Annotated in this window: 13 protein-coding genes; 8 read left to right on the top strand and 5 right to left on the bottom strand. The window is 73.9% G+C overall.

Going from position 1 to position 20,626, the window contains the following annotated elements; all coding sequences use genetic code 11:
• Positions 1-638 precede the first annotated feature (638 nt).
• Entirely contained in the window at positions 639-1,064 is a 426-nt protein-coding gene (locus A6A06_RS37680; protein WP_073768136.1) for a subtilase-type protease inhibitor, read from the bottom strand.
• Between the two features lie 514 nt (positions 1,065-1,578).
• Between A6A06_RS37680 and htpG the strand changes: the two genes are divergently transcribed.
• Positions 1,579-3,501 carry a molecular chaperone HtpG gene (htpG, locus tag A6A06_RS37675; protein WP_073768134.1) on the top strand — a complete coding sequence of 641 codons (1,923 nt, stop codon included), beginning with the start codon at positions 1,579-1,581 and terminating at the stop codon, positions 3,499-3,501.
• Between the two features lie 144 nt (positions 3,502-3,645).
• Here the strand turns inward: htpG and A6A06_RS37670 are convergent, their stop codons facing one another.
• Complete coding sequence (locus A6A06_RS37670) at positions 3,646-4,344, bottom strand: TetR family transcriptional regulator (protein ID WP_073768133.1); 699 nt, start codon at positions 4,342-4,344, stop codon at positions 3,646-3,648.
• 130 nt (positions 4,345-4,474) lie between these two features.
• Between A6A06_RS37670 and A6A06_RS37665 the strand changes: the two genes are divergently transcribed.
• On the top strand, positions 4,475-5,239 hold the full coding sequence (locus tag A6A06_RS37665) for an SDR family NAD(P)-dependent oxidoreductase (protein ID WP_073768131.1): 765 nt from the start codon (positions 4,475-4,477) through the stop codon (positions 5,237-5,239).
• 95 nt (positions 5,240-5,334) lie between these two features.
• Here the strand turns inward: A6A06_RS37665 and A6A06_RS37660 are convergent, their stop codons facing one another.
• Positions 5,335-6,414 (bottom strand): ABC transporter permease, encoded by a 1,080-nt coding sequence (locus tag A6A06_RS37660; protein WP_073768129.1) that lies wholly within the window; start codon positions 6,412-6,414, stop codon positions 5,335-5,337.
• Positions 6,415-6,673: 259 nt separating this feature from the next.
• Here A6A06_RS37660 and A6A06_RS37655 point away from each other — a divergent pair, with 259 nt between their 5' ends.
• Positions 6,674-10,456, top strand: coding sequence for a DNA polymerase III subunit alpha (locus A6A06_RS37655; protein WP_073768128.1), 3,783 nt, complete (start codon positions 6,674-6,676; stop codon positions 10,454-10,456).
• 206 nt (positions 10,457-10,662) lie between these two features.
• A complete protein-coding gene (locus A6A06_RS37650; protein ID WP_079194632.1) occupies positions 10,663-11,706 on the top strand; it encodes a DinB/UmuC family translesion DNA polymerase in 1,044 nt (347 codons plus the stop codon).
• On the opposite strand, the gene A6A06_RS37645 is transcribed toward A6A06_RS37650, so the two are convergent.
• Both A6A06_RS37645 and A6A06_RS37640 read right to left on the bottom strand, forming a co-directional pair.
• Positions 11,670-12,326, bottom strand: coding sequence for a pyridoxamine 5'-phosphate oxidase family protein (locus A6A06_RS37645; RefSeq protein WP_073768126.1), 657 nt, complete (start codon positions 12,324-12,326; stop codon positions 11,670-11,672). The genes A6A06_RS37650 and A6A06_RS37645 overlap by 37 nt on opposite strands.
• Before the next feature lie 483 nt (positions 12,327-12,809).
• Positions 12,810-13,835, bottom strand: a complete 1,026-nt coding sequence (locus tag A6A06_RS37640; protein WP_073768124.1) for a lytic polysaccharide monooxygenase — start codon at positions 13,833-13,835, stop codon at positions 12,810-12,812.
• 317 nt (positions 13,836-14,152) lie between these two features.
• Here A6A06_RS37640 and A6A06_RS37635 point away from each other — a divergent pair, with 317 nt between their 5' ends.
• The 4 genes from A6A06_RS37635 to A6A06_RS37620 all read left to right on the top strand — a co-directional run bounded on the left by A6A06_RS37635 (position 14,153) and on the right by A6A06_RS37620 (position 20,626).
• On the top strand, positions 14,153-15,442 hold the full coding sequence (locus tag A6A06_RS37635) for an ATP-grasp domain-containing protein (protein ID WP_079194619.1): 1,290 nt from the start codon (positions 14,153-14,155) through the stop codon (positions 15,440-15,442).
• A 74-nt stretch (positions 15,443-15,516) separates the two neighbouring features.
• The gene (locus A6A06_RS37630) at positions 15,517-17,412 is read left to right on the top strand and encodes an IucA/IucC family protein (RefSeq protein ID WP_079194631.1); all 1,896 of its coding nucleotides are present in this window, start codon (positions 15,517-15,519) and stop codon (positions 17,410-17,412) included.
• A gap of 194 nt (positions 17,413-17,606) precedes the next feature.
• Positions 17,607-19,388: an IucA/IucC family protein gene (locus tag A6A06_RS37625; RefSeq protein ID WP_073768122.1), complete on the top strand. Its 1,782-nt coding sequence runs from the start codon at positions 17,607-17,609 to the stop codon at positions 19,386-19,388.
• Positions 19,385-20,626 (top strand): type III PLP-dependent enzyme, encoded by a 1,242-nt coding sequence (locus A6A06_RS37620; RefSeq protein WP_073768120.1) that lies wholly within the window; start codon positions 19,385-19,387, stop codon positions 20,624-20,626. The genes A6A06_RS37625 and A6A06_RS37620 overlap by 4 nt, the downstream gene beginning before the upstream one ends.

Genomic DNA, 20,626 nt, shown 5'->3' with positions numbered 1-20,626 from the left:
GCCGCCCCGTGGAGGGGGCGGGGCGGCAGCACGGTGCGAACGGCGGGCGGGCCGGTCGAACAACTCTCGGACAATGCGACAACCAGGCGGGACAATGCAAAATTGTCCAAACCGGGACTTATTCCATTGCCTTGCTTCCGGTGCGCCACCACCATGAATCCTCGATGGAGCAACGGATCCTCCACGGGGAGAGAAGCTATCGTGAAACGGATATTCGCCAGCACGTTGGCGGCCGCACTCCTGGCCGGGTCGGGACTCGTGGCCACGGCGGAGAGCGCATCCGCAACTCCGGCCGGTGCAACGGCATTTCGGTGTCAACTGGCCTGGCATGACGACAACACGGCAGGTGTCAAGTGCACCGGAAGCGCGTTCTACGCAAAGGCCAAGTGCAAGAACGGCCGGACTGCGCGAGGCGCGGTCGCGGCTTCGGGAACCACGTCGTACGCCTACTGCTCCTCGCTCAATTCGTCCCTGGCCAAGCCCGTGAAGTGGCGGGGCGTTCGGGTGTGACGAGCTGTCGCGTACAGCGGTAGGAGCAATACGGCGGCCCCCGGGCATCCCTGCGGATGCCCGGGGGCCGGCCGGTGGTGCGGCCGCGAGGTGCCGGCGGCCGTACCGCTCAGCGGGTCATCGCCCGGTCAGAATTCGAAGACCAGGCCCTTGCCGCCCTCCATCGCGCAGGGGTTGGCGAAGGTGTGCTCGTAGGCGACGCGGCGGCCCTGCCAGACACCGTTCGCGGTGACCGTGACGGGGTTCCATTCCTTGGTGCACATACGGTCCGTGGCGGACTTGGTGATCGTGTCGAAGTCGCCGTTCGCGGTCCGCAGCTGGGCGCAGGCGGCACGTGCCATGGGGTGCGAACCGGTCCCGGACGAGCTACAGCTCAGCGATACCGCGCGCTGGATGGAGGCCGTGGCGGCGGTGTCCCCGTACCCGACGGTGAGGACCAACTCCGAGGGGGCGTACAGGCTCTTCGGCGTCGCGGGCTGTGCCTCGGCCGTGGTGGCCAGGCCGCCGAGCGCGAGCGCCGCGCCGAGCGCGATCCCCCCAGTGATGTACCGCATTTTCGAACACTCCTTTGGTTGTTGTCTCGAATGCCGGACACCGAGGAGTCTGGCCGAGGCGCATCAGGAAAGCACATCGATCGGTGACTTCCAGTCGTTGGTTGAAAACACTGCGTGGTGGCGTGAAGTTGTGCGACGGGCGTTTCGCTACGTGATGTGTGCTATGCCGTGCGGTCAGCGGGGACCTCCGGGGCGCGGGGATCCGGCCGGGCCGGGCGCGCGGCGAAAAGCGGCCAACTCCTGTGCTTCGTGGGGGTGCAGGGGGCTCGTGCGGGTTCGCCGCTAATGGCCGAAGTGCGGCTGTCGGCCGCATGTGCGAGGGGCATCGCGGAGGCCGAGGGGGACGCCGACCCGCCGTGCGCGAGGGGTGCGGTGGAGGTCGAGGGGGCTGTGGTCCGCCGCGCGCGCGGGCTTCCGTGCGGCCGTGCCGGGGAAGCGCGCCTGCGGCCCGACCGGCTGATTTAGAGTTCTCGGGACCCCCCGTCACCTGGTGACACGAGAAGGATTGACGAATATGCCGACCGAGACGTTCGAGTTCCAGGTAGAAGCACGACAGCTCCTGCAGATGATGATCCACTCGATCTACTCGAACAAGGACGTTTTTCTGCGCGAACTGATCTCCAACGCCTCCGACGCACTGGACAAACTGCGCCTCGAAGCGCTGCGCGACGAGGCGCCCGACGCCGATGTCTCCGACCTCCACATCGCCATCGAGACCGACGGCGAGGCCCGGACGCTGACCATCCGCGACAACGGCATCGGTATGTCGCACGACGAGGTGGTCCAGCTCATCGGGACGATCGCCAACTCCGGCACCGCCACGTTCCTCCAGGAGCTGAAGCAGGCCAAGGACGCGGCCACCGCGGAGGGGCTGATCGGACAGTTCGGCGTCGGCTTCTACGCCGCGTTCATGGTGGCCGACGAGGTCACACTGGTCACCCGCCGCGCGGGGCAGAGCGAGGGCACCCGCTGGTCGTCGACCGGCGAGGGCACGTACACCGTCGAGCCGGTCGAGGACGCGCCGCAGGGCACCGCGGTCACCCTGCGGCTCAAGCCGGTGGACGACGAGGACCAGCTCTTCGACTACACGTCCCGCTGGAAGATCAAGGAGATCGTCAAGCGGTACTCCGACTTCATCACCTGGCCGGTCCGGATGGCCCCCGAGGCCCCGGCCGAGGAGAAGGAGGGGGACGCCGAGGACGCCGAGACCCCCGGGCCCGAGACGCTCAACTCGATGAAGGCGCTGTGGGCGCGCTCCCGGGACGAGGTGAGCGACGACGAGTACCACGAGCTGTACAAGCACATCAGCCACGACTGGTCCGACCCGCTCGAAACCCTCCGTATGCAGGCGGAGGGCACGTTCGAGTACCAGGCGCTCCTCTTCCTGCCCTCCCGCGCGCCCCAGGACCTGTTCGCGCGCGAGCACCGGCGCGGTGTGCAGCTCTACGTCAAGCGCGTCTTCATCATGGACCACTGCGAAGCGCTGCTGCCCGAGTACCTGCGCTTCGTCAAGGGCGTCGTCGACGCCCAGGACCTCTCGCTCAACGTCTCCCGCGAGATCCTCCAGCAGGACCGCCAGATCCAGCTCATGCACCGCCGGCTGGTGAAGAAGGTGCTGTCCACCGTCAAGGAGATGATGGCGCAGCGCCCGGAGAACTACGCCACGTTCTGGGGCGAGTTCGGCAAGGTCGTCAAGGAGGGCCTGCTCAGCGACCACGAGAACCGCGACGCCATCCTGCGCATCGCCTCGTTCGCCACCACCCGCGACCCGGAGGAGCAGGCCACCCTCCAGCAGTACGCCGAGCGCATGAAGGAGGGCCAGGAGCACATCTACTTCATGACCGGCGAGTCCCGTACCGCCATCGAGAACTCGCCGCACATGGAGGCCTTCCGGGACAAGGGCTACGAGGTGCTGCTGCTGACCGACCCGGTCGACGAGGTGTGGGTCGAGACCGTCCCCGAGTTCGACGGCAAGCCGCTGCGCTCGATCGCCAAGGGCGAGGCGGACCTCGCCAAGGAGGAGTCCGAGGAGGACAAGGCCGAGCGGGAGAAGCGCCAGGAGGACTTCGCGGGGCTGCTGTCCTGGATGACGGAGCGGCTCGGCGAGGAGGTCAAGGAGGTACGGCTGTCCTCCCGGCTGACCGTCTCCCCGGCCTGCGTCGTCTCGGACACCGACGACGTGACCCCGGCGCTGCGGAACATGTACCGCGCCATGGGCCAGGAACTGCCCGAGGCCAAGCGCATCCTGGAGCTCAACCCCGGCCACCCGCTGGTCGAAGGGCTGCGCAAGGCGCAGGCCGAGCGCCCCGACGACGCGGACCTCGCCGGGACGGCCGAACTGCTGCACGGCATGGCGCTGCTCGCCGAAGGCGGCGAACTGAGCGACCCGGCGCGCTTCACCAAGCTGGTGGCGGAGCGCCTGGAGCGCGCGCTGTAAGTGCTCCGCCGGGGCGGCCGGTGAAATCCGCCCCGTACGAACTGCCGCCGGGCCCTTCGCGGGGCCCGGCGGTGTCATGTCCGGCGCCGGTCAGGAGGGCGGTGCGGTCAGGCGGGTGGTGGTGCCGTCGTCGTCCGGTGCCGGTCAGACGGGTGGTGGTGTCGTCGTCCGGCGCCGGTCCAGTCCGGACAGGCCGGCCGTCAGCGCGCGCATTCCCCGTACCACCAGCTCGGCCGGGTCGTCCGCGCGCTCTTCCGGCGCGTCGTCCGCCGCCCAGGTCTCCACCGCGACCCGCATCGCCGTGTTCGCGGCCGCCGCCGCGAGCCGTACCTCCGCCGTGCCGCCGTCCGTCATCCCGGCGAGGACGGGGATCAGCGCCTCCTCGGAGTCGTGGTGCACGTGGTGCCAGACCGAGCGCAGTGCCGGGTCGTCCCGCATCGCCCGCAGCAGCCCGCGCGTCCAGCGCAGCGCCTCGGCGGCCCGCTCGTCGGACGGCGTCAGCGCCTGCCGTGCCGCCCGCTCCAGCACGTCCCGTACGGGCAGGCCGTCCCCCTCCGCAGCCAGTCGGCGCAGGTCCGCGAGCCACTGCCGTACACCGACGGCGAGCAGCGGCGCGACGGCCTCCTCCTTGGTGCGGAAGTAGCGGTAGAAGGTGCGCAGGGCGACGCCGGCGGCGCGGGCGATGTCGTCGGCGGTGACGGCGGAGCCGCGCTCGGCGAACAGGGCCGCCGCGGCGCGGGCGATCTCCAGCCGGGTCTCTGCCTTGCGCCGCTCGGTCAGGGAGGGCGCGGCGGGCGCCGGGGGCGCGGGGGCCGGTGCGGTGGAGCGCGGTGCGGTGGGCATGAAAGTGAGCTTACGTCGCCCGTACGGCCAAGTGGCACGACGCGCGGATGTGGCACAACGTGCCACTTGGGCGTACGGTGCCGGTGTCGTCCGCGGCGGAACGCGGACACCGAGGGCAGGAGAGAGCCACATGGAGCGCTTCGACGGACGCCGCGTCCTGATCACCGGGGCCGGGTCGGGCATCGGGCAGGCCACCGTCCACCGCGTGCTGGCCGAGGGCGGCCGGGTGGTGGCCGCGGACATCAGCGAAGCGGGACTGAAGGCCACCGCGGAGCGGGCCGCGGCGGACGGCCGCGGCGACCGGCTGAGCACCGCGGTCCTGGACATCGCGGACGAGGCCGCGGCGCGCGCGGGCGTCACCGCCGCCGTCGAGGCGCTCGGCGGACTGGACGTCCTGGTCAACGCCGCGGGCATCCTGCGCGCCTCGCACACCCACGAGACCAGCCTGGACGCCTTCAACCGGATCATCGCGGTCAACCTGACCGGCACCTTCCTGATGATCCGCGAGGCGCTGCCCGCGCTGCTGCGCGGCCGGGCGCCGGTGGTGGTCAACTTCAGCTCCACCTCCGCCGCGTTCGCGCACCCCTACATGGCGGCGTACGCGGCCAGCAAGGGCGGCATCCAGTCCATGACGCACGCCATCGCGAGCGAGTACGCCAAGCAGGGGCTGCGCGCGGTGTGTGTGGCGCCGGGGTCCGTGCGGTCCGGCATGACCGACGACCCGGGCCTGCCCGCGGACGCCGACATGAGCCTGTTCGGGAAGCTGATGCCGGCCATCGGCGAGGGCTTCGCGCCACCGGAGACGGTCGCGGGCGTCATCGCGATGCTCGCCTCCGAGGACGGCGCGTTCGTCACCGGTACGGAGATACGCATCGACGGCGGTACGCACATGTGAGGGGAGCACCGGCGGCTCCCGGCACGGGCGGTGCCGGGGGCCGCCGCTGTCACTGCCGCAGCCGTACCGCTGTCACTGTCGCGGCCGTACCGCCGTCACTGCCGTACCTCGCTGCGGTTGATCGCCGTGCGGCCCTTGGTGAGGGCGGAGAAGACCAGCGTCAGCGCGGTGCCCGCGACGGCCCAGGCGGACAGCACCAGCAGCGGGCCGGTCACCGCGTTGCCGTGGAAGTACGCGATGGAGCGGGCCACCCAGGTGCCCGCGCCCGGCGGCAGCGCGGGGCCGATCGCGCGCCAGAAGCCCGGCAGCAGGGGGTAGGGGTAGGCGCCGCCCGCGCTGGGGTTGCCGGCGATCACCACCACGAGGATGGTCAGGCCGATGCCGATGATCCCGGCGATGGCCTGGAAGGCGAAGGTGGTGGCGCCCACCGCGAACACGATCAGCGCGCCCAGGCCCCACAGCCCGAACAGGCTGCCGGGCATGGCCCCCAGGATGGGGCCGATGACGACCGCGCCGGCCAGGCCGGTGAGGATCGAGTAGACGGCGAGCGCGCCCAGCCGGACGACCGCCCGCTTGAGGTTGGTGGGACGGGCGCCGAAGCTGATCGCGAGGATCGCGGCACACAGGTAGCCGCCCACGCACCAGCCGACCACCAGGTAGAACGAGGACAGGCCGCGGGTGTCGTCCTTGTCGGCGGGGGCGATGTCCTGGACCTGTACGGTGCGTTTCTGCGCCTTCTCGGCCTGCGTGACGACCTGTTCGACGGCCTGGGAGAGCGAGGCGCCGGAGCCACTGGCCACCAGCAGCTTGTCGGTGGTGCCGCGCGGGTCGACGATCAGCGCGCCGTCGATGTCCCGCTCCTCGATCTGCCGTGCCGCGTCCGCCTCGGAGGAGGCCGCGCGCGGGTCGAGGGGGGAACCCGGCAGCTTGTCGAGCCGTTCGACGAGCTGTCCGCCCATCTGCTGGGGCGCGACGACCGCGAGCGGGATGTCCTTCGGCTTGGGGGAGTGGAAGGCGCCCGCGTACGACGCGATGAACAGGGCCGTCAGGGCCAGTACGCCGATCATCAGCAGGGCGGCCCGCGCCGAGATCGCGTCCTTCACCTCCCCGAGGAAGCTGGTGTCCCGGGTGTCCTCGTCCCGGGTTCCGCGGGTGCCGTCGTCCGCCGTGGCCATGTGCCACTCCCTCGCCCTGTCGTGCCGAGTAGATCTTTCGTTCTCATACCTTTTGCCCCATATCTTCCGGTCCATCGCGGGCCTTCGCAGGCCGGGCGGGCTGATCGGGGCGGAGGGGTGGGGGATGGAGGGGCGTTCGGGGTGGACGGCGGCAGGCGCTGTTCGAATTTCGTACGGTTGTTCGAGAAAAGAGTTATGGTGGAACCGCGACGGGGGACGCAGCAACGGTCAGGGGGTGTACGAGCGGCAGGAGGCGCGGATGCCACGGTTCACGCATCTGCACACCGCCTCGGGCTTCTCCCTGCGGTACGGCGCCGCCCACCCGGAGCGGCTCGCCGAGCGCGCCGCCGAACGCGGCATGGACGCCCTCGCGCTGACCGACCGGGACGGCCTCGCCGGAGCCGTCCGCTTCGCCAAGGCCGCGGCCTCGGCCGGCGTCCGCCCGCTGTTCGGCACCGAACTGGCGGTGGCCCCGCCCGTGGGCGATCATCCGGCACCGGCCCCCGGTACGGCCCGGCGGCGCGGCCCGGTGCGCGGCGGCGCCTTCATCGACGAGTCGGCGGCCCGCGCCGTCTTCCTTGCCCGGGACGGCGCGGCCGGCTGGGCCATGCTCTGCCGCCTGGTCTCGGCCGCGCACGCGGCCACCCTGCCGGGGGACTCCACCCGGCCCGTGCTGACCTGGGACGCCCTCACGCAAGCGGTGCGCGCCGGGGCGCCCGACGCGGTCACCGTCCTGCTCGGCCCGGACTCCGAGACCGGCCGCGCGCTGGCCGCCGGGCGCCCCGACCGCGCCGCCCGGCTCCTCGCCCCCTGGCGCGAACTGTTCGGTGACGCGCTGCGCCTGGAGGTCGTCGACCACGGCCGCACCGGCACCGGACCCGGCTCGCTGCGCCTCGCCGCCCGCACCCTCGGCTTCGCCGTCGAACACGGCGTCCGCGCCGTACTGACCAACGCCGTCCGCTACGCCGACCCCGGCCAGGGCCCGGTCGCCGACGTCCTGGACTCCGCCCGCCGCCTGGTCCCGGTGGACCGGCACCGCCCGGAGGCCCGGGACAGCGGCGAACGGTGGCTCAAGGACGCGAACGCGATGGCCCGCGCCGCCGAGCGGGTCGCCGAGGCGGCCGGGCTCGGCCGCGGCACCGCACAGCGGCTGCTGGAGATGACCGAGGAGACGGCCGCGCGGTGCCGGGTCGACCCGGAGGACGACATCGGGCTGGGCACCGTGCACTTCCCCGAACCCCGCCTGGTGGGCGCCGCGCGCCGTACGGCCGGACGGGTGCTGCGCTCGCGCTGCGCCGCCGGGATGGTGCTGCGCGGCTACGACCGCCGCCGCACGTACTGGGAGCGGATGGACCACGAACTGGACATCATCGAACACCACGGCTTCGCGTCGTACTTCCTGACCGTCGCCCAGGTCGTCGAGGACACCCGGGACCTGGGCATCCGGGTCACCGCACGCGGCTCCGGCGCGGGCTCGCTGGTCAACCACCTGCTGGGCATCGCCCACGCCGACCCGGTCGAACAGCGGCTGCTGATGGAGCGCTTCCTGTCCAAGCGCCGCGCGGTGCTGCCCGACATCGACATCGACGTGGAGTCCGCGCGCCGCCTGGAGGTCTACCGCGCGATCTTCGACCGCTTCGGCACCGAACGGGTCGCCACCGTCGCCATGCCCGAGACCTACCGCGTCCGGCACGCCGTACGGGACGTGGGCGCCGCCCTGGGCATGGACCCGGCCGAGGTGGACCGGCTGGCCAAGTCCTTCCCGCACATCCGGGCGCGCGACGCCCGCGCGGCCCTCGCCGAGCTGCCGGAGCTGCGCGGCGTGGACGCGGACCGGTACGGGCCGATGTGGGACCTGGTCGAGGCGCTGGACGCACTGCCGCGCGGCATCGCCATGCACCCGTGCGGGGTGCTGCTCTCGGACGCCTCGCTGCTGGACCGCACCCCCGTCGTACCGACCCGCAGCGAGATCCCCCACCGCGACGGCGAAGGCGGCTCCCCGCTGCCGATGTCGCAGTTCGACAAGGTGGACGTGGAGGAGATGGGGCTGCTCAAGCTGGACGTGCTGGGCGTACGGATGCAGTCCGCGATGGCGCACGCGACCGCCGAGATCGGGCGGGCCACCGGCCGCGCCGTCGACCTCGACGACCCGGCGCAGGTGCCGCCCGGCGACCCCGCCACCTACGGCCTGATCCGCTCCACCGAGACGCTCGGCTGCTTCCAGATCGAGTCGCCGGGCCAGCGCGACCTGGTCGGCCGGCTGCTGCCCGCCACCTTCCACGACCTGGTGGTCGACATCTCGCTGTTCCGCCCCGGGCCGGTCTCGGCCGACATGGTGCGGCCCTTCATCGAGGCCCGGCACGGCCGCGTACCCGCCCGCTACCCGCACCCGGACCTGGAGGAGCCGCTGCGCGAGACCTACGGCGTGGTCGTCTTCCACGAGCAGATCATCGAAATCCTGCGGATCATGACCGGCTGCGACCGGGGCGAGGCGGACGAGAAGCGGCGCGCGCTGTCGAATCCGGAGGTCCAGGGGCAGGTGCGGGCCTGGTTCACGGAGCGGACCGGCCGACGGGGGTACACCCCCGAGGTGATCGAACGTACCTGGGAGATCGTCGAGGCGTTCGGCTCGTACGGCTTCTGCAAGGCGCACGCGGTCGCCTTCGCGGTGCCGACGTACCAGTCCGCCTGGCTCAAGGCGCACCACCCGGCGGCCTTCTACGCCGGGCTGCTCACCCACGACCCGGGGATGTACCCGAAGCGGCTGCTGCTGGCGGACGCGCGGCGGCGCGGGGTGCCGGTGCTGCCGTTGGACGTCAACCGGTCGGCGGTCACCCATCGAATCGAACTGGTGTCTGATGTCCTGGTGTCTGATGTCGGGTCGGGTGTCGGGTCGGGTGCCGGGCCCGGGGTCGGTCCGGGGGGCGGAAACGGTCCGGCGGTCTGGGGGCTGCGGCTCGCCCTGGCCGACGTGCACGGCATGAGCGAGGCCGAGGCGCGGCGCATCGAGGACGGGCAGCCCTACTCCTCGCTCCCCGACCTGTGGCAGCGGGCCCGCCCCAGCCGCCCGGTGGCCGAACGCCTCGCCCGCGTGGGCGCGCTGGACACCTTCGGCGCCAACCGGCGCGACCTGCTGCTGCACCTGGCCGAACTGCACGGCCGGCAGCGGGGCGTGTACGAGGGGCAGCTGCCCCTGGACGCCGGGGACGGCGCGGGCGCGCCCGTCGAGGAGGTCGAACCGGCCGGGCTGCCCGACCTGAGCGACGTCGAACGGCTCAGCGCCGAGCTGGGTGTCCTCGGCATGGACACCACCCGGCACCTGATGAGCGACCACCGGGAGTTCCTCGCGGAGCTGGGAGCGCTGCCGGCCAAGCGGCTGCGGGACGCCGGGAACGGGGAGACGGTGCTGGTCGCCGGGGCCAAGGCGGCCACCCAGACCCCGCCGATCCGCTCCGGCCGCCGGGTCATCTTCACCACCCTCGACGACAGCACGGGCCTGGTCGACTGCGCCTTCTTCGACGATTCCCACGAGGCGTGCGCGCACACCGTCTTCCACTCCTGGCTGCTGCTCGTGCGCGGTACGGTCCAGCGGCGCGGGCCGCGCAGCTTCAGCGTGGTCGGCGCCGCCGCCTGGAACCTGGCCGAGCTGGCCGAACTGCGCCGCGAGGGAGGCCTGGAGGCGGTCACCGCACGCCTCGCGGAAGGGGGCCGGGCGGTGGCCCCGGCCGGATCGGGGGACGCTGGGGCGATGGACGGTGGGGCGGGGGACGGCGGCGCGGTGCCGCGCCGGGTGCACAGCGAGCCGGGCCGTGCGGGCTCGGCAGCCGCCGAGGCGACCTGGGCGGCCGCGGAGCCACGGTCGAACACGGAGCCACCGTCGAACACGGAACCACGGCCGGACGCGGAACCGGCCGCCGCCGGCCGCACCATCCGGCTGGAGACCGGCTACGAGCTGCACCCCTGGGCCGATCTCCGCCCGGCGGGCGAAGGCGCCGGAACCGGACGCAAGCTGTGGCACGCCAGCCCGGGGAGCGCGGGATGACCGGCGGGGCCGGGATGACCGGCGGGATCGGGGCGTCCGGCGGGGTCGGGGTGCCCGGCGGGGTCGGGGTGCCCGGCGGGTCCGGGGCGTCCGGCGGGGTCGGGACGCCCGGCGGAAGCGGCATGACCGGCGGGATCGGGATGACCGGCGGGATCGGGACGTCCGGCGGGGCCAGGGAGTCCGGCCGGGCCGGGGTGCCTGCCGAGATGCTGTACGTGCGGTTCCGCGCGGCCGAGGACGGGAGCGAGGGCGGCGACGGTGACGGCGGGCACGCGGGTGCTCCGCTCGGCGAGGAGACGTACGGCCATCTCCTGCGGCTGCTCGGCCAGTTCACGCCGGTGATCGAGGCGCTGCCGCCGGACGCCGCGCTGGCCGACGTGCGGGGAGCGCTGCGCTACTTCGAACGGGACGCCGCGGGCATCGCCGAGCTGATCCGGCTGCGGGCACTGGCCTGGTACGGCGTGCGCTGCACCATCGGCATCGCCGGAAACCCGCTGCTCGCGCGGATGGCGGCGCAGGGCGCGGCGCCCGGCGAGGTGCGCCGGGTCCCCGGGGACGCCGTCACGGACTTCCTCGACCGCAAACCGGCCGCCGCGCTGCACGGCGTCGGCCCGGCGACCGCGCGCGCCCTGTGCGCGTACGGGCTGGACAGCGTCGGCCGGATCGCCGCCGCGCCGCCCGGGACCCTGCAGCGCATCCTCGGCGCGAAGACCGGCCGGGCGGTGTACGACAAGGCCCGCGGCATCGACCCCAGCCCGGTCACCCCGAACGCCGCCGCGCGCTCGGCCGGCGCCGAACACCGCTTCGCCCACGACGAGCTGGACCCGGACCGGCGGCGGCGCGCGCTGCTCTCGCTCGCGGACGACCTCGGCGCCCGGCTGCGCGGCAGCGGCCGGGCGGCCCGCGCGCTCACCCTCACCGTGCGCTACGCCGACCGCTCCACGACGACGCGCACCCGGCGGCTGCCCGAACCGACCGCGCACGGGCCCGCGCTGACGGACGCGGCGTACGCGCTGCACGCGGCGCTCGGCCTGCAACGGGCCCGCGTACGGTCCGTCGCCCTGCGCGCGGAGGACCTGTGCCGCGCCGAACTCGCCTCCCGGCAGCTGACGTTCGACCCGGCCGAGGACAAGGCGCGCCGCATCGAGGCGGCCGTGGACCGGGCGCGGGAGCGCTTCGGCGAGGCGGCGGCCCGGCCCGCGGCGAAGCTGGCTCAGCCGTACAGCCGGTCCGCGTATCCCGCGCCGTAGTGCGCCTCCAGCTGCTCCAGCGGGATGTCGGGGGCCTCGATCCCCTTGGCTATACGGGCCCGTGAGGGCACCGCGTCGGGCTGCCAGCTCTCCGGCTGCCACAGCTGTGAGCGCAGGAAGGCCTTGGAGCAGTGGTAGAAGACCTCGTCGATCTCCACGAGCAGGGCGAGCCGGGGGCGGTTGCCCTTGACGACCATGTCGTCGAAGAACGGGGCGTCGCGCAGGATCCGGCCCCGGCCGTTGATGCGCAGGGTGTCGCTGCGGCCCGGGAGGACGTAGTTCAGCCCTACCTGCGGGTTGGCGAGGATGTTGCGGAAGCCGTCCAGGCGTTTGTTGCCGGGGCGGTCCGGTATCGCGAGGGTCGCGTCGTCCAGCACCAGCGTGAAACCGGCCGGGTCGCCCTTGGGGGAGACGTCGCACCGGCCCTCGGCGTCCGCGGTCGCCAGATAGCAGAACGGCGAACGCGCCAGCCACTGCCGGTCCAGGTCGTGCAGCCGCGACCGGATCTTGTTCGCCGCGCGGTCGTTCGGCTCGCCGATCAGCTCCCGCAGCTCGCGCTCGGACGCGACCTCCGTGACCTGCCGGGTTTCCGCGTCCCCTGCCCACTCCCTCGTCGTCACGATGATCCCCTCGTCAGCAAGGTCAACTCCCTTACGACTGTACGGGAGCCCACTGACAACCGCCCGGCGCGGGGGCTCTTCCGGAATTTTCCGGGATTCCCCGCAGATTCCCGGGATTCCCCCGCTGGAACGGGAAGGTCCGGCGTGCTGCCCGGCGCTGAAGGATGACACGACGTGGAAAGCACCACGGCCGGGCGCGCCTGCCGTGCTGCCACGCCGCACCACAGGGGAGTGCGGCGCGGAAGCGGGGCGCGCGTGGAGGCGCCGCCGCCCCCTGAGGTGAAGGAAAGGGGACGGCGGCGCCAGTGTGGGGGGTGGTGCGTGGGGATACGTGGTGCTACCCGCGGGGCCAGTGGGGGATGACCCCGCGGGGGCCTGAGGGGGACCGGGGCGGCGCCCGGGTCAGGCAGCGCCCGGGTCAGGCGGCAACCGGGTCCGGGCGGTATCCGGGTGGGTGGTAACCGGGTCCGGACGGCGCCCAGGTCAGCCGCGCTGCCGGGCCGCCTTGCGGCGCGTGCTCGCGAACAGGACCGAGGCGCCCACCGCCAGGACGGCCGCGCCGCCGATGGCCATCGGTGCGGTCGAGCTGTCGCCGCCGGTCTCCGCGAGGTGGCTGCCGGCCGCCTGCCGGTCACCGGCCTGTGCGGGGTCCACCTCCTTGGCCGCGCCGCCGTTGGGGCGCGCCGCATTGCCCGCCGTACCGTCGCCCGCGGCCTTGGCGTCGTCCCCGGCCGCCGGAGAGCCGCCGTGGGTGCCGTGGCCGCCGTGGTGCATGTGGTCCATGGACGACTTGTCCGCGTCCGCGGCGATCTGCCGGTCGCTCGGCGCGGCGGCGGACGGGGCCGCGGCCGCCGCGCCCTTGCCCGTACCGCCGCCCTTGCCGAAGACGACGTCGGAGCACGTGTAGAACGCCTCGGGGCTGTCCGAGCGCTGCCAGATGCTGTAGATCAGGTGGCGGCCGGACTTGGCGGGCACCTTGCCGCCGAAGACGTAGTCGCCGTTGGCCAGCGTCGGGTTGGTGACCTTGGCGAATGGCTTGGTCTCCAGGTCGGACCACTTGAGCGGCTTGGCGGGGTCGTAGCCGTCCTTGGTGACGTACAGCTCGAAGGTGCCGCGGTGCGGGGCGGTCGCCTTGTAGCGGAAGGTGTGGTCGCCCGCCTTCAGGTTCGTGGACGGCCAGTCGGCCCGCGGCAGGTCCAGGCCCTTGTACTCGGGGCTGTTGGCGCTGCACAGCTTGCCGTCGGGGATGCGCTTCCTGGACTGGCCGCCCGCGTTGCCGTCCCGTACGCCGTTCCAGTCGTACAGGGCCTGCGTGCCGCCGGCCGCGACCATCGCCTTGCAGGCCGCGGACTTCGGGTGCTCGGGGCCTTCGGCGAAGCAGGCGGAGATCCGGCTGACCGGGTCGGTCATCGAGCCGTGGGCGACGGCCGGGGTCGCGGTGAGCGCGGTGAGCGCCAGCGGGGCGAGGCCGGTCAGCGCGATCCCGGCGGCCTTGCGGCGAGCGGTCATCGTGGGGGTCTCCTTCGTCGGGGCGGGGGGGGGGAGCGGCGCCGTCCAGGGCGCCTGGCCCGGTCGGTGCGATCAGCACGCTAGCTCCGCTGAGCAGCGGATTCCGGGCCGGAAGCCGGTTCTCGGCGATCTTTATGGCCCTCTTAAGGGAGATCTGAGGAGGGATTAAGCCCCGGGGGGCTCCGAGGGTGCGGAGCGGGGGTGTGATGGCGGGAAAAGGGGGTGCGGAGCAGGCGGGAAGGGGGAGGAGAGGGGCGACGGGGCGGTGGACGGCGCGAGTTGACAAGGTTAGGTATGCCTAACCTAATCTTCGGCATGTGAACGAGGCCGCAACTCCGAACGACGCCTGCGCGGGCCTGATCCTCCTCGCCCGCAACCCCACCGACTCCGTCACGGAAGGCTTCCTGCCGGCCGCGGCCCGCCTCGGCCTCGCCGTGACGCTGCTCACCGACCAGCCGGACGCCCACCGGGAGGCGTACGAGCGGCAGAGGCGGTACGCGCGCGAACGGCGCGGGGACGGGCCGCCGGCGGAAGCGCCGCCCGGCGAGGTGGAGATCCTACCGTGCGACGTGCAGGACGTCCGCGCGGTGATCGCGCGAACCGCCGCCCACGCGCACCGGATTGGGGCGCACGCCGCGGTCTTCACCAACAGTGACCACCTCCAGGCGCAGGCCGCACTGGCCGCCGACTACTTCGGGCTGCCCGGCAAGGACTGGCGGGCCGCGCTCCGCACGAAGAACAAGGCCGAACTGCGGCGCAGCCTCGCCGCCGCCGGGCTGGACACCGTCAGATCCGCCGAACTGGCGGCGGACGACGACCCGGCCGGGCACGGCGTCCCGTACCCCTGCGTGCTCAAACCGCGCGAAGGCGTCGCCAGCGAAGACGTCTTCCTGGTGGCCGACGACGCGGAACTGGCCGCGCGCTGCCAGGAGATCCGGACGCGGCGGCCCGGTGCCGCACTGGTCCTGGAGGAGTACCTGGACGGCCCGCTGCACACCCTGGAGACCCTCGGCGACGGGCACGCACTGCACCCGCTGGCCTCGTTCCGTACGGACATCTCGCCACCGCCGCACTTCGTGGAGGAGCGGCTGCGCCTGCTCCCCGAACCACCCCGCCCCTGCACGGAGCAGGTCCTGGAACAGCTGCGCGCGCTCGGCGTCGGGTTCGGCGCCTGCCACACCGAATACGTGGAACAGGACGGCCGGGCCCGGATCATCGAGGTCAACTACCGCGCCATCGGCGACCAGTGCGACCTCGTCCTCGCCGAAGCGCTCGGCCTCCCGCTCTTCGAACTGATCCTCCTCACACACATGGGGAAGCCACTGCCGGGCACCCTGCCTGTGCGGCACGGCGCGCGGGTGCGCATGGAGTACGTGTGCGCCGACCGGGCCGGGACGCTTAAGGCCGCACCGGAGGCGCACGTACGGGAGGCGGACGGCGTCCGCCTCGACTACCGGCCCTTACGCACGACGGGCGAGCGGCATCCGCTGTACCGCACCAACCGCGACTTCCTGGGCGTGCTGCGGGCAACCGGCCGCGACGAGGGGCGTATCGACGCGGCCGTAAGGGAGTTCCTGGCCGCCCACTGTTGGGAGATCGTGCCGTGACGGCGGTGGCGGGAGACGGCGTACCGGACACACTGCGGGGCGCTGCCCCGGCGGGTGACGCGGAAGAAGAGCTGATGCGGCGCGTGGTGAGCACGCTGCTGCGCGAGGACGCGTACGGGCTGCGCCGCCACGCCGGGACGGTGCGCCGCGCGGACGGGGACCGGCTGCGGCTGGTCCTCCCGGACGGCCCGGTGCTGGTCCCGGTCGAGGCCGACGGCTTCCAGTGCGAGATCGCCGCCCGCAGGGGAGAGCTGGAGCGCGCCGACGGCACGCGGGTGACCGGGGTGGACGGCATCATGGGGCTGCTGCGCACCGCCGTGGCGCCCGAGGACCGGCCCGGCTTCGACGCCTTCACCGGCGAGTGCCGCCAGGCGCTGTCCACGGCCCGGATGCAGGCCGCCGAGCGCGCGGCGGTCATCGCCCGGCTCGGCCCGCACGCGGGCGGCGGCGCGTACGGCGGGAACAGCGGGGCGGCGGCCGGCGGGGACCGGGGTGCGGCGGTCCGCGCGTACGGAGAGGACCACGGCACGACGGCCGGTGCGTACGACGGTGACCGCGCCTGGTGCGGCCCCGGCGGCGCGCTCGACTACGACACGCTCGCCGCGTACCGCGACCACCCCGTGTACCCCACCGGCCGGGCCCGCATCGGCCTGGACGACGCCCAGGTCCGCGCCTACGCACCGGAGTTCGCCCCCGGCTTCGCGCTGCGCTGGCTGGCCCTGCCGCGCGACGCCGTCAACGGCGACCCGGCGGCGCTGCCCGCCTGGTGGCCCGCCCCCGGCGACCTGGGCCTGCCCCGGCTGGACGGCAGCCACCTCGCCCTGCCCGTCCACCCGCTCACCGCGGACGGCCCGCTGGCCGAGGCGCTGCGCGCCCGCGGCCTGGAGGACGACGCGCGGCTCGCCGGCCACGCGTGGCTGCGGGTACGGCCCACCCTGTCGATGCGGACCGTCGCCGTCACCGACGACCCGTACACCCACCTCAAACTCCCGCTCGCCACCGCCACCCTGGGCCGCCTCAACCGGCGCGGCATGAAACCGGGCACGCTCGTGGACGGCGCGGTCGGACAGCGGCTGCTGGAGACCGTCGTCGCCCGGCACCCGCGCTTCGCCGAGACCGTGCTCCTCGCCGACGAGACCGCCCACCTGGACGCCGGACACGACCTGCTGGCCACCCTGGTGCGCCGCTTCCCGAAGGGCAGCAGCGGTGCGGCGGCGGTGTGCGGCAGCGCCGACGGGCTCGCCGGAGCGCGCAGCCTGCGCGGCCTGCGCGGGTCCAGCGGGCTGCGCGGCGCCCGGGTCGTGCCGCTGGCCGCGCTCGCCGCCCGGATGCCGGACGGCACCCTGGTCGCCGACGACCTCGCCCGCCGCTTCTACGGCGGCGACCTGCTCGCCCTCCTCGACGCCTACCTGACGCTCCTCCTGGACTGGCACACCACCCTCTTCGCGTACGGCATCGCCCTGGAGTCGCACCAGCAGAACACCTCCCTGGTCCTGGACGAGATGGCCGGACGCCCCCGCCTGCGCCTGCTGCTCAAGGACAACGACGGGCCGCGGGTGAACACCGTACGGCTGGCCGCCGTCCTGGGCGGAAACGCCGCCGACCTGTGCGGCTTCGACGACCGGCGCATCCTGGTCGGCGGCGACGCCCCGGTGGCGGACGTCTTCGCCACCGTCACCGTCCACCTGTGCGCCGGAGCCCTCGCCTTCGAACTGGCCCGGCTCGGCCGCGCGCCGCTGCCGGTGCTGCTCGGGCAGCTCAGAGCGCGGCTGACGGAGGCCGTCGACCGGCTGGACGCCGCGCCCGGCGCCGCCGCCGCCGTCCTGCGCCACCGCGTCCTGGACGCCGACCGGCTGCCGGTCAAGGCCATGGTCACGGCCGGCAGCCTGCTCACGAAACGCCGGTCGGGGGCGTCGGACATCAACAAGCACTACGTCACCGGGCCGAACTACCTGGCGCCGGGCCGGTGACCGCGGCTCCGGCCGCGAGCCCGGCGCCGCGCCCGCGGCCGTGTCCGGCGTGATGCCCGGCCGGGCCCGCTGACGCTCCCCGCCCGGCCCCTCCGCAGCCCCGCCGGCCGCTGCCCGAATCCCTCCCCAGGCGCCCCCTCCCGGGCTTACCCTCCCAGGTTCCCGCTCCCCACCCCCCTGTTGGAGTCCCCGCAATGCCCCTCGCCCCCTCCTGCACGGCCGGCACGGACGACACACTCCCGCTCTCGGCCGACGAACCCGTGGCCCACACCCTCCTGAACTGCCTGCTGCGCGAGATCTGCGGCCCGGAACGGCAGACCGCCGTGGCCGGTACGCACCTGCTGCTCCGCCTGCCGCGCTGCGGCGAACTGCTGCGGATCACCCTGCGCCGCGCCTCGCTCACCGGCGCGCACCGCTTCAGCGGTCCGGCCGGGCGGTGGTGCGACGGCAGCTGGCACGAACTGGGCTGGGAGGAACTGGCCGCGTGCGCGCAGCGTGAACTGGAACTGCGCACGGGAGTACGGAACGAGGAATTCCGGGCGCAGGTCGCATCGAGCCACGCGGGCGTCACCGCCGCCCTGCGCCACGCCGCCGCCCCCGGCCGGGCGAACGGCCGGGACACCGGCCCGCACGCCCGCTACCTGCGCTCCGAACAGTCGCTGCTGTTCGGCCACCGGTTCCACCCGACGCCCAAGTCCCGCACCGGCAGCGCCGCCGACTGGGCCCGCTACGCGCCCGAGGCCGGGGCCCGCTTCCCGCTGCGCCACCTGGCCGTACGCGCCGACCGCGTCCGCGAGGAAGCGGCCTCGCCCGCCGCGCTGCCGGCGCTGGACCGGCAGGGCGACGTGCCCGACGGCTACCGGCTGCTGCCCGCGCACCCCTGGCAGTACGCCATGCTCCGCGCGCACCCCGCCCTGCGGGACGCCGTACGGCGCGGCGACGTACTCGACCTGGGGGAGCGCGGCGACGCCTTCGCGCCCACCGCGTCCGTCCGCACGCTCTACGACGGCCGGAACTTCCTCAAGTTCAGCCTCAACACCCGCATCACCAACTGCGTACGCAGGAACGCCGACTACGAACTGCGCGGCGCCGTCGCCCTCACCCACCACCTGGAACCCGTCGCCACCGCCCTCGCCGCCCGCTTCCCCGGCTGCGACCTGCTGCGCGAACCCGGCTACCGCACCGTGGACGTGGGCGACCGGGAACTGGCCGAAGGGCTGGGCGTCATCGTGCGCGAGGGACTGGACGCGCGGCTGCGGCCCGGCGTCACCCCGCTGCTGGCCGCCGCCGTCGCCGACGAGCACCCGTCGAGCGACGCCCGGTTCGGCGAACTGCTGCGCGGCGCCGACCCGGTGGCGGCGCTGGGCTGGTGGGACGCGTACCTCTCGCTGCTCGTACCGCCCGTGCTGGCCGCCTACTTCGACCACGGCGTGGTCCTCGAACCCCACCTCCAGAACGTCGTGCTCGGCGTCGACGCCCTCGGCATGCCCGCGCAGGTCCTCTTCCGCGATCTGGAGGGCACCAAGCTGCTGCCCGGCCCGCACGGCGCGTTCCTCGACGGCCTGCCGCAGGACGTGGCCCGCCCCCTCGTGTACGGGCGCGAGCGCGGCTGGGACCGGGTCGTCTACTGCCTGCTGGTCAACCACCTCGCCGAAATGGCCGCCGCCGTCGCCGACCGGCACCCCGCGCTGGAAGGCGAACTGTGGCGCGCCGTACGCGGAGTGCTGCGCGAACGGAGCGCCGAACACGGCGAACCGGCCGAACTGCGCGCCCTGCTGGCCGGCGCGCCGCTGCCCGCCAAGGCCAACCTGCTGACGCGCTGGGGACGCGCGGCGGACCGGGAGGCGGGATACGTGCGCATCCCCTCGCCCGTCGGCCCCGGCGCGGCGGACGGTACGGTGGCCGACGGCCCGGCCGCGTCCCGCACGCGAGCCGCACCCCGGGCCGCTTTCCCCCGCCCCCGGAGCACTTCATGATCACGGAGCTGGCCGCGCGCCAGGTGGACACCCTCACGGCCGGACACCCCGCTCCCGGCGGCACCCTCGACGGCCCGCTGCCCGCCTACGTCTACGACCTGTCCGACCTCGCCGCCCACGCGGCCTCCGTACGGGCCGCCCTGCCACCCGGCGTCGAGCTGTACTACGCGGCCAAGGCCAACCCGGACCCGCACCTGCTGCGGACGCTGGCCCCGTACACCGACGGCTGCGAGGTCTCCTCCGCGGGCGAGGCCGCACACGTGCGCGCGGCCGTCCCCGCGCAGCCGCTGGCGTTCGGCGCACCGGGGAAGACCGAGGCGGAGCTGCGCGCGGCACTGGACCTGGGCGTCGAGCGCTTCCACCTGGAGAGCGAGCACGAACTGCGGATGCTCTCCGCCCTCGCCGGGGAGACCGGCCGCCCCGCCGACGTACTGCTCCGCGTCAACCTGCCGCTCGGCGCCGGAGTCACGGCCGGTGCCGCCCTCGCGATGGGCGGCCGGGCCACGCCCTTCGGCCTCGACCCGGCGCGCGCTGAGCACTGCCTGCCGCTGCTCTGCGACGGGCCGCTGCGGCTGCGCGGCATCCACGCCCACCTGGCCAGCGGCCTGGACGCGCACGCGCAACTGGCCCTCGCCGCCCGGATCACCGAATGGGCCCGGAACTTCGCCGCCCGGCACGGCCACTCCCTGTGCGAGGTCAACCTCGGCGGCGGCATGGCGGTCGACTACGCACACCCGGGCACCCGCTTCGACTGGACCGAATACGGCGCGGGGCTCGCCGTGCTGGCCGACCGCTTCCCCGAGTTCACGCTGCGCATCGAACCGGGCAGGGCGCTGACCGCCTACTGCGGCTGGTACGTGACCGAGGTCCTGGACGTCAAGCACAGCCACGGTGAGGCGTTCGCCGTACTGCGGGGCGGCACCCACCACCTGCGCACACCGGTGGCCAAGGGACACGACCACCCCTTCGCCGTCCTGCCCGTCGAGGAGTGGACCCGCCCCTGGCCGCGCCCGGGGGCGCACGGCCAGGAGGTCACGCTCGCGGGGCAGTTGTGCACCCCGAAGGACGTACTGGCGCGCCGCGTCCCCGTCGCCCACCTGCGCGCCGGGGACCGGGTCGCCTTCGCGCTGGCCGGCGCGTACGCCTGGAACATCTCGCACCACGACTTCCTGATGCACCCGCCGCCGGGTTTCCACTACGCGGACGGCGGCGAACCGCCGGAGGCCGGCACCACGTGA

This window comes from Streptomyces sp. CB02923 (assembly GCF_001905005.1).
Taxonomy (GTDB): Bacteria; Actinomycetota; Actinomycetes; order Streptomycetales; family Streptomycetaceae; genus Streptomyces.
This window is presented reverse-complemented; position numbering and strand designations above follow the sequence as displayed.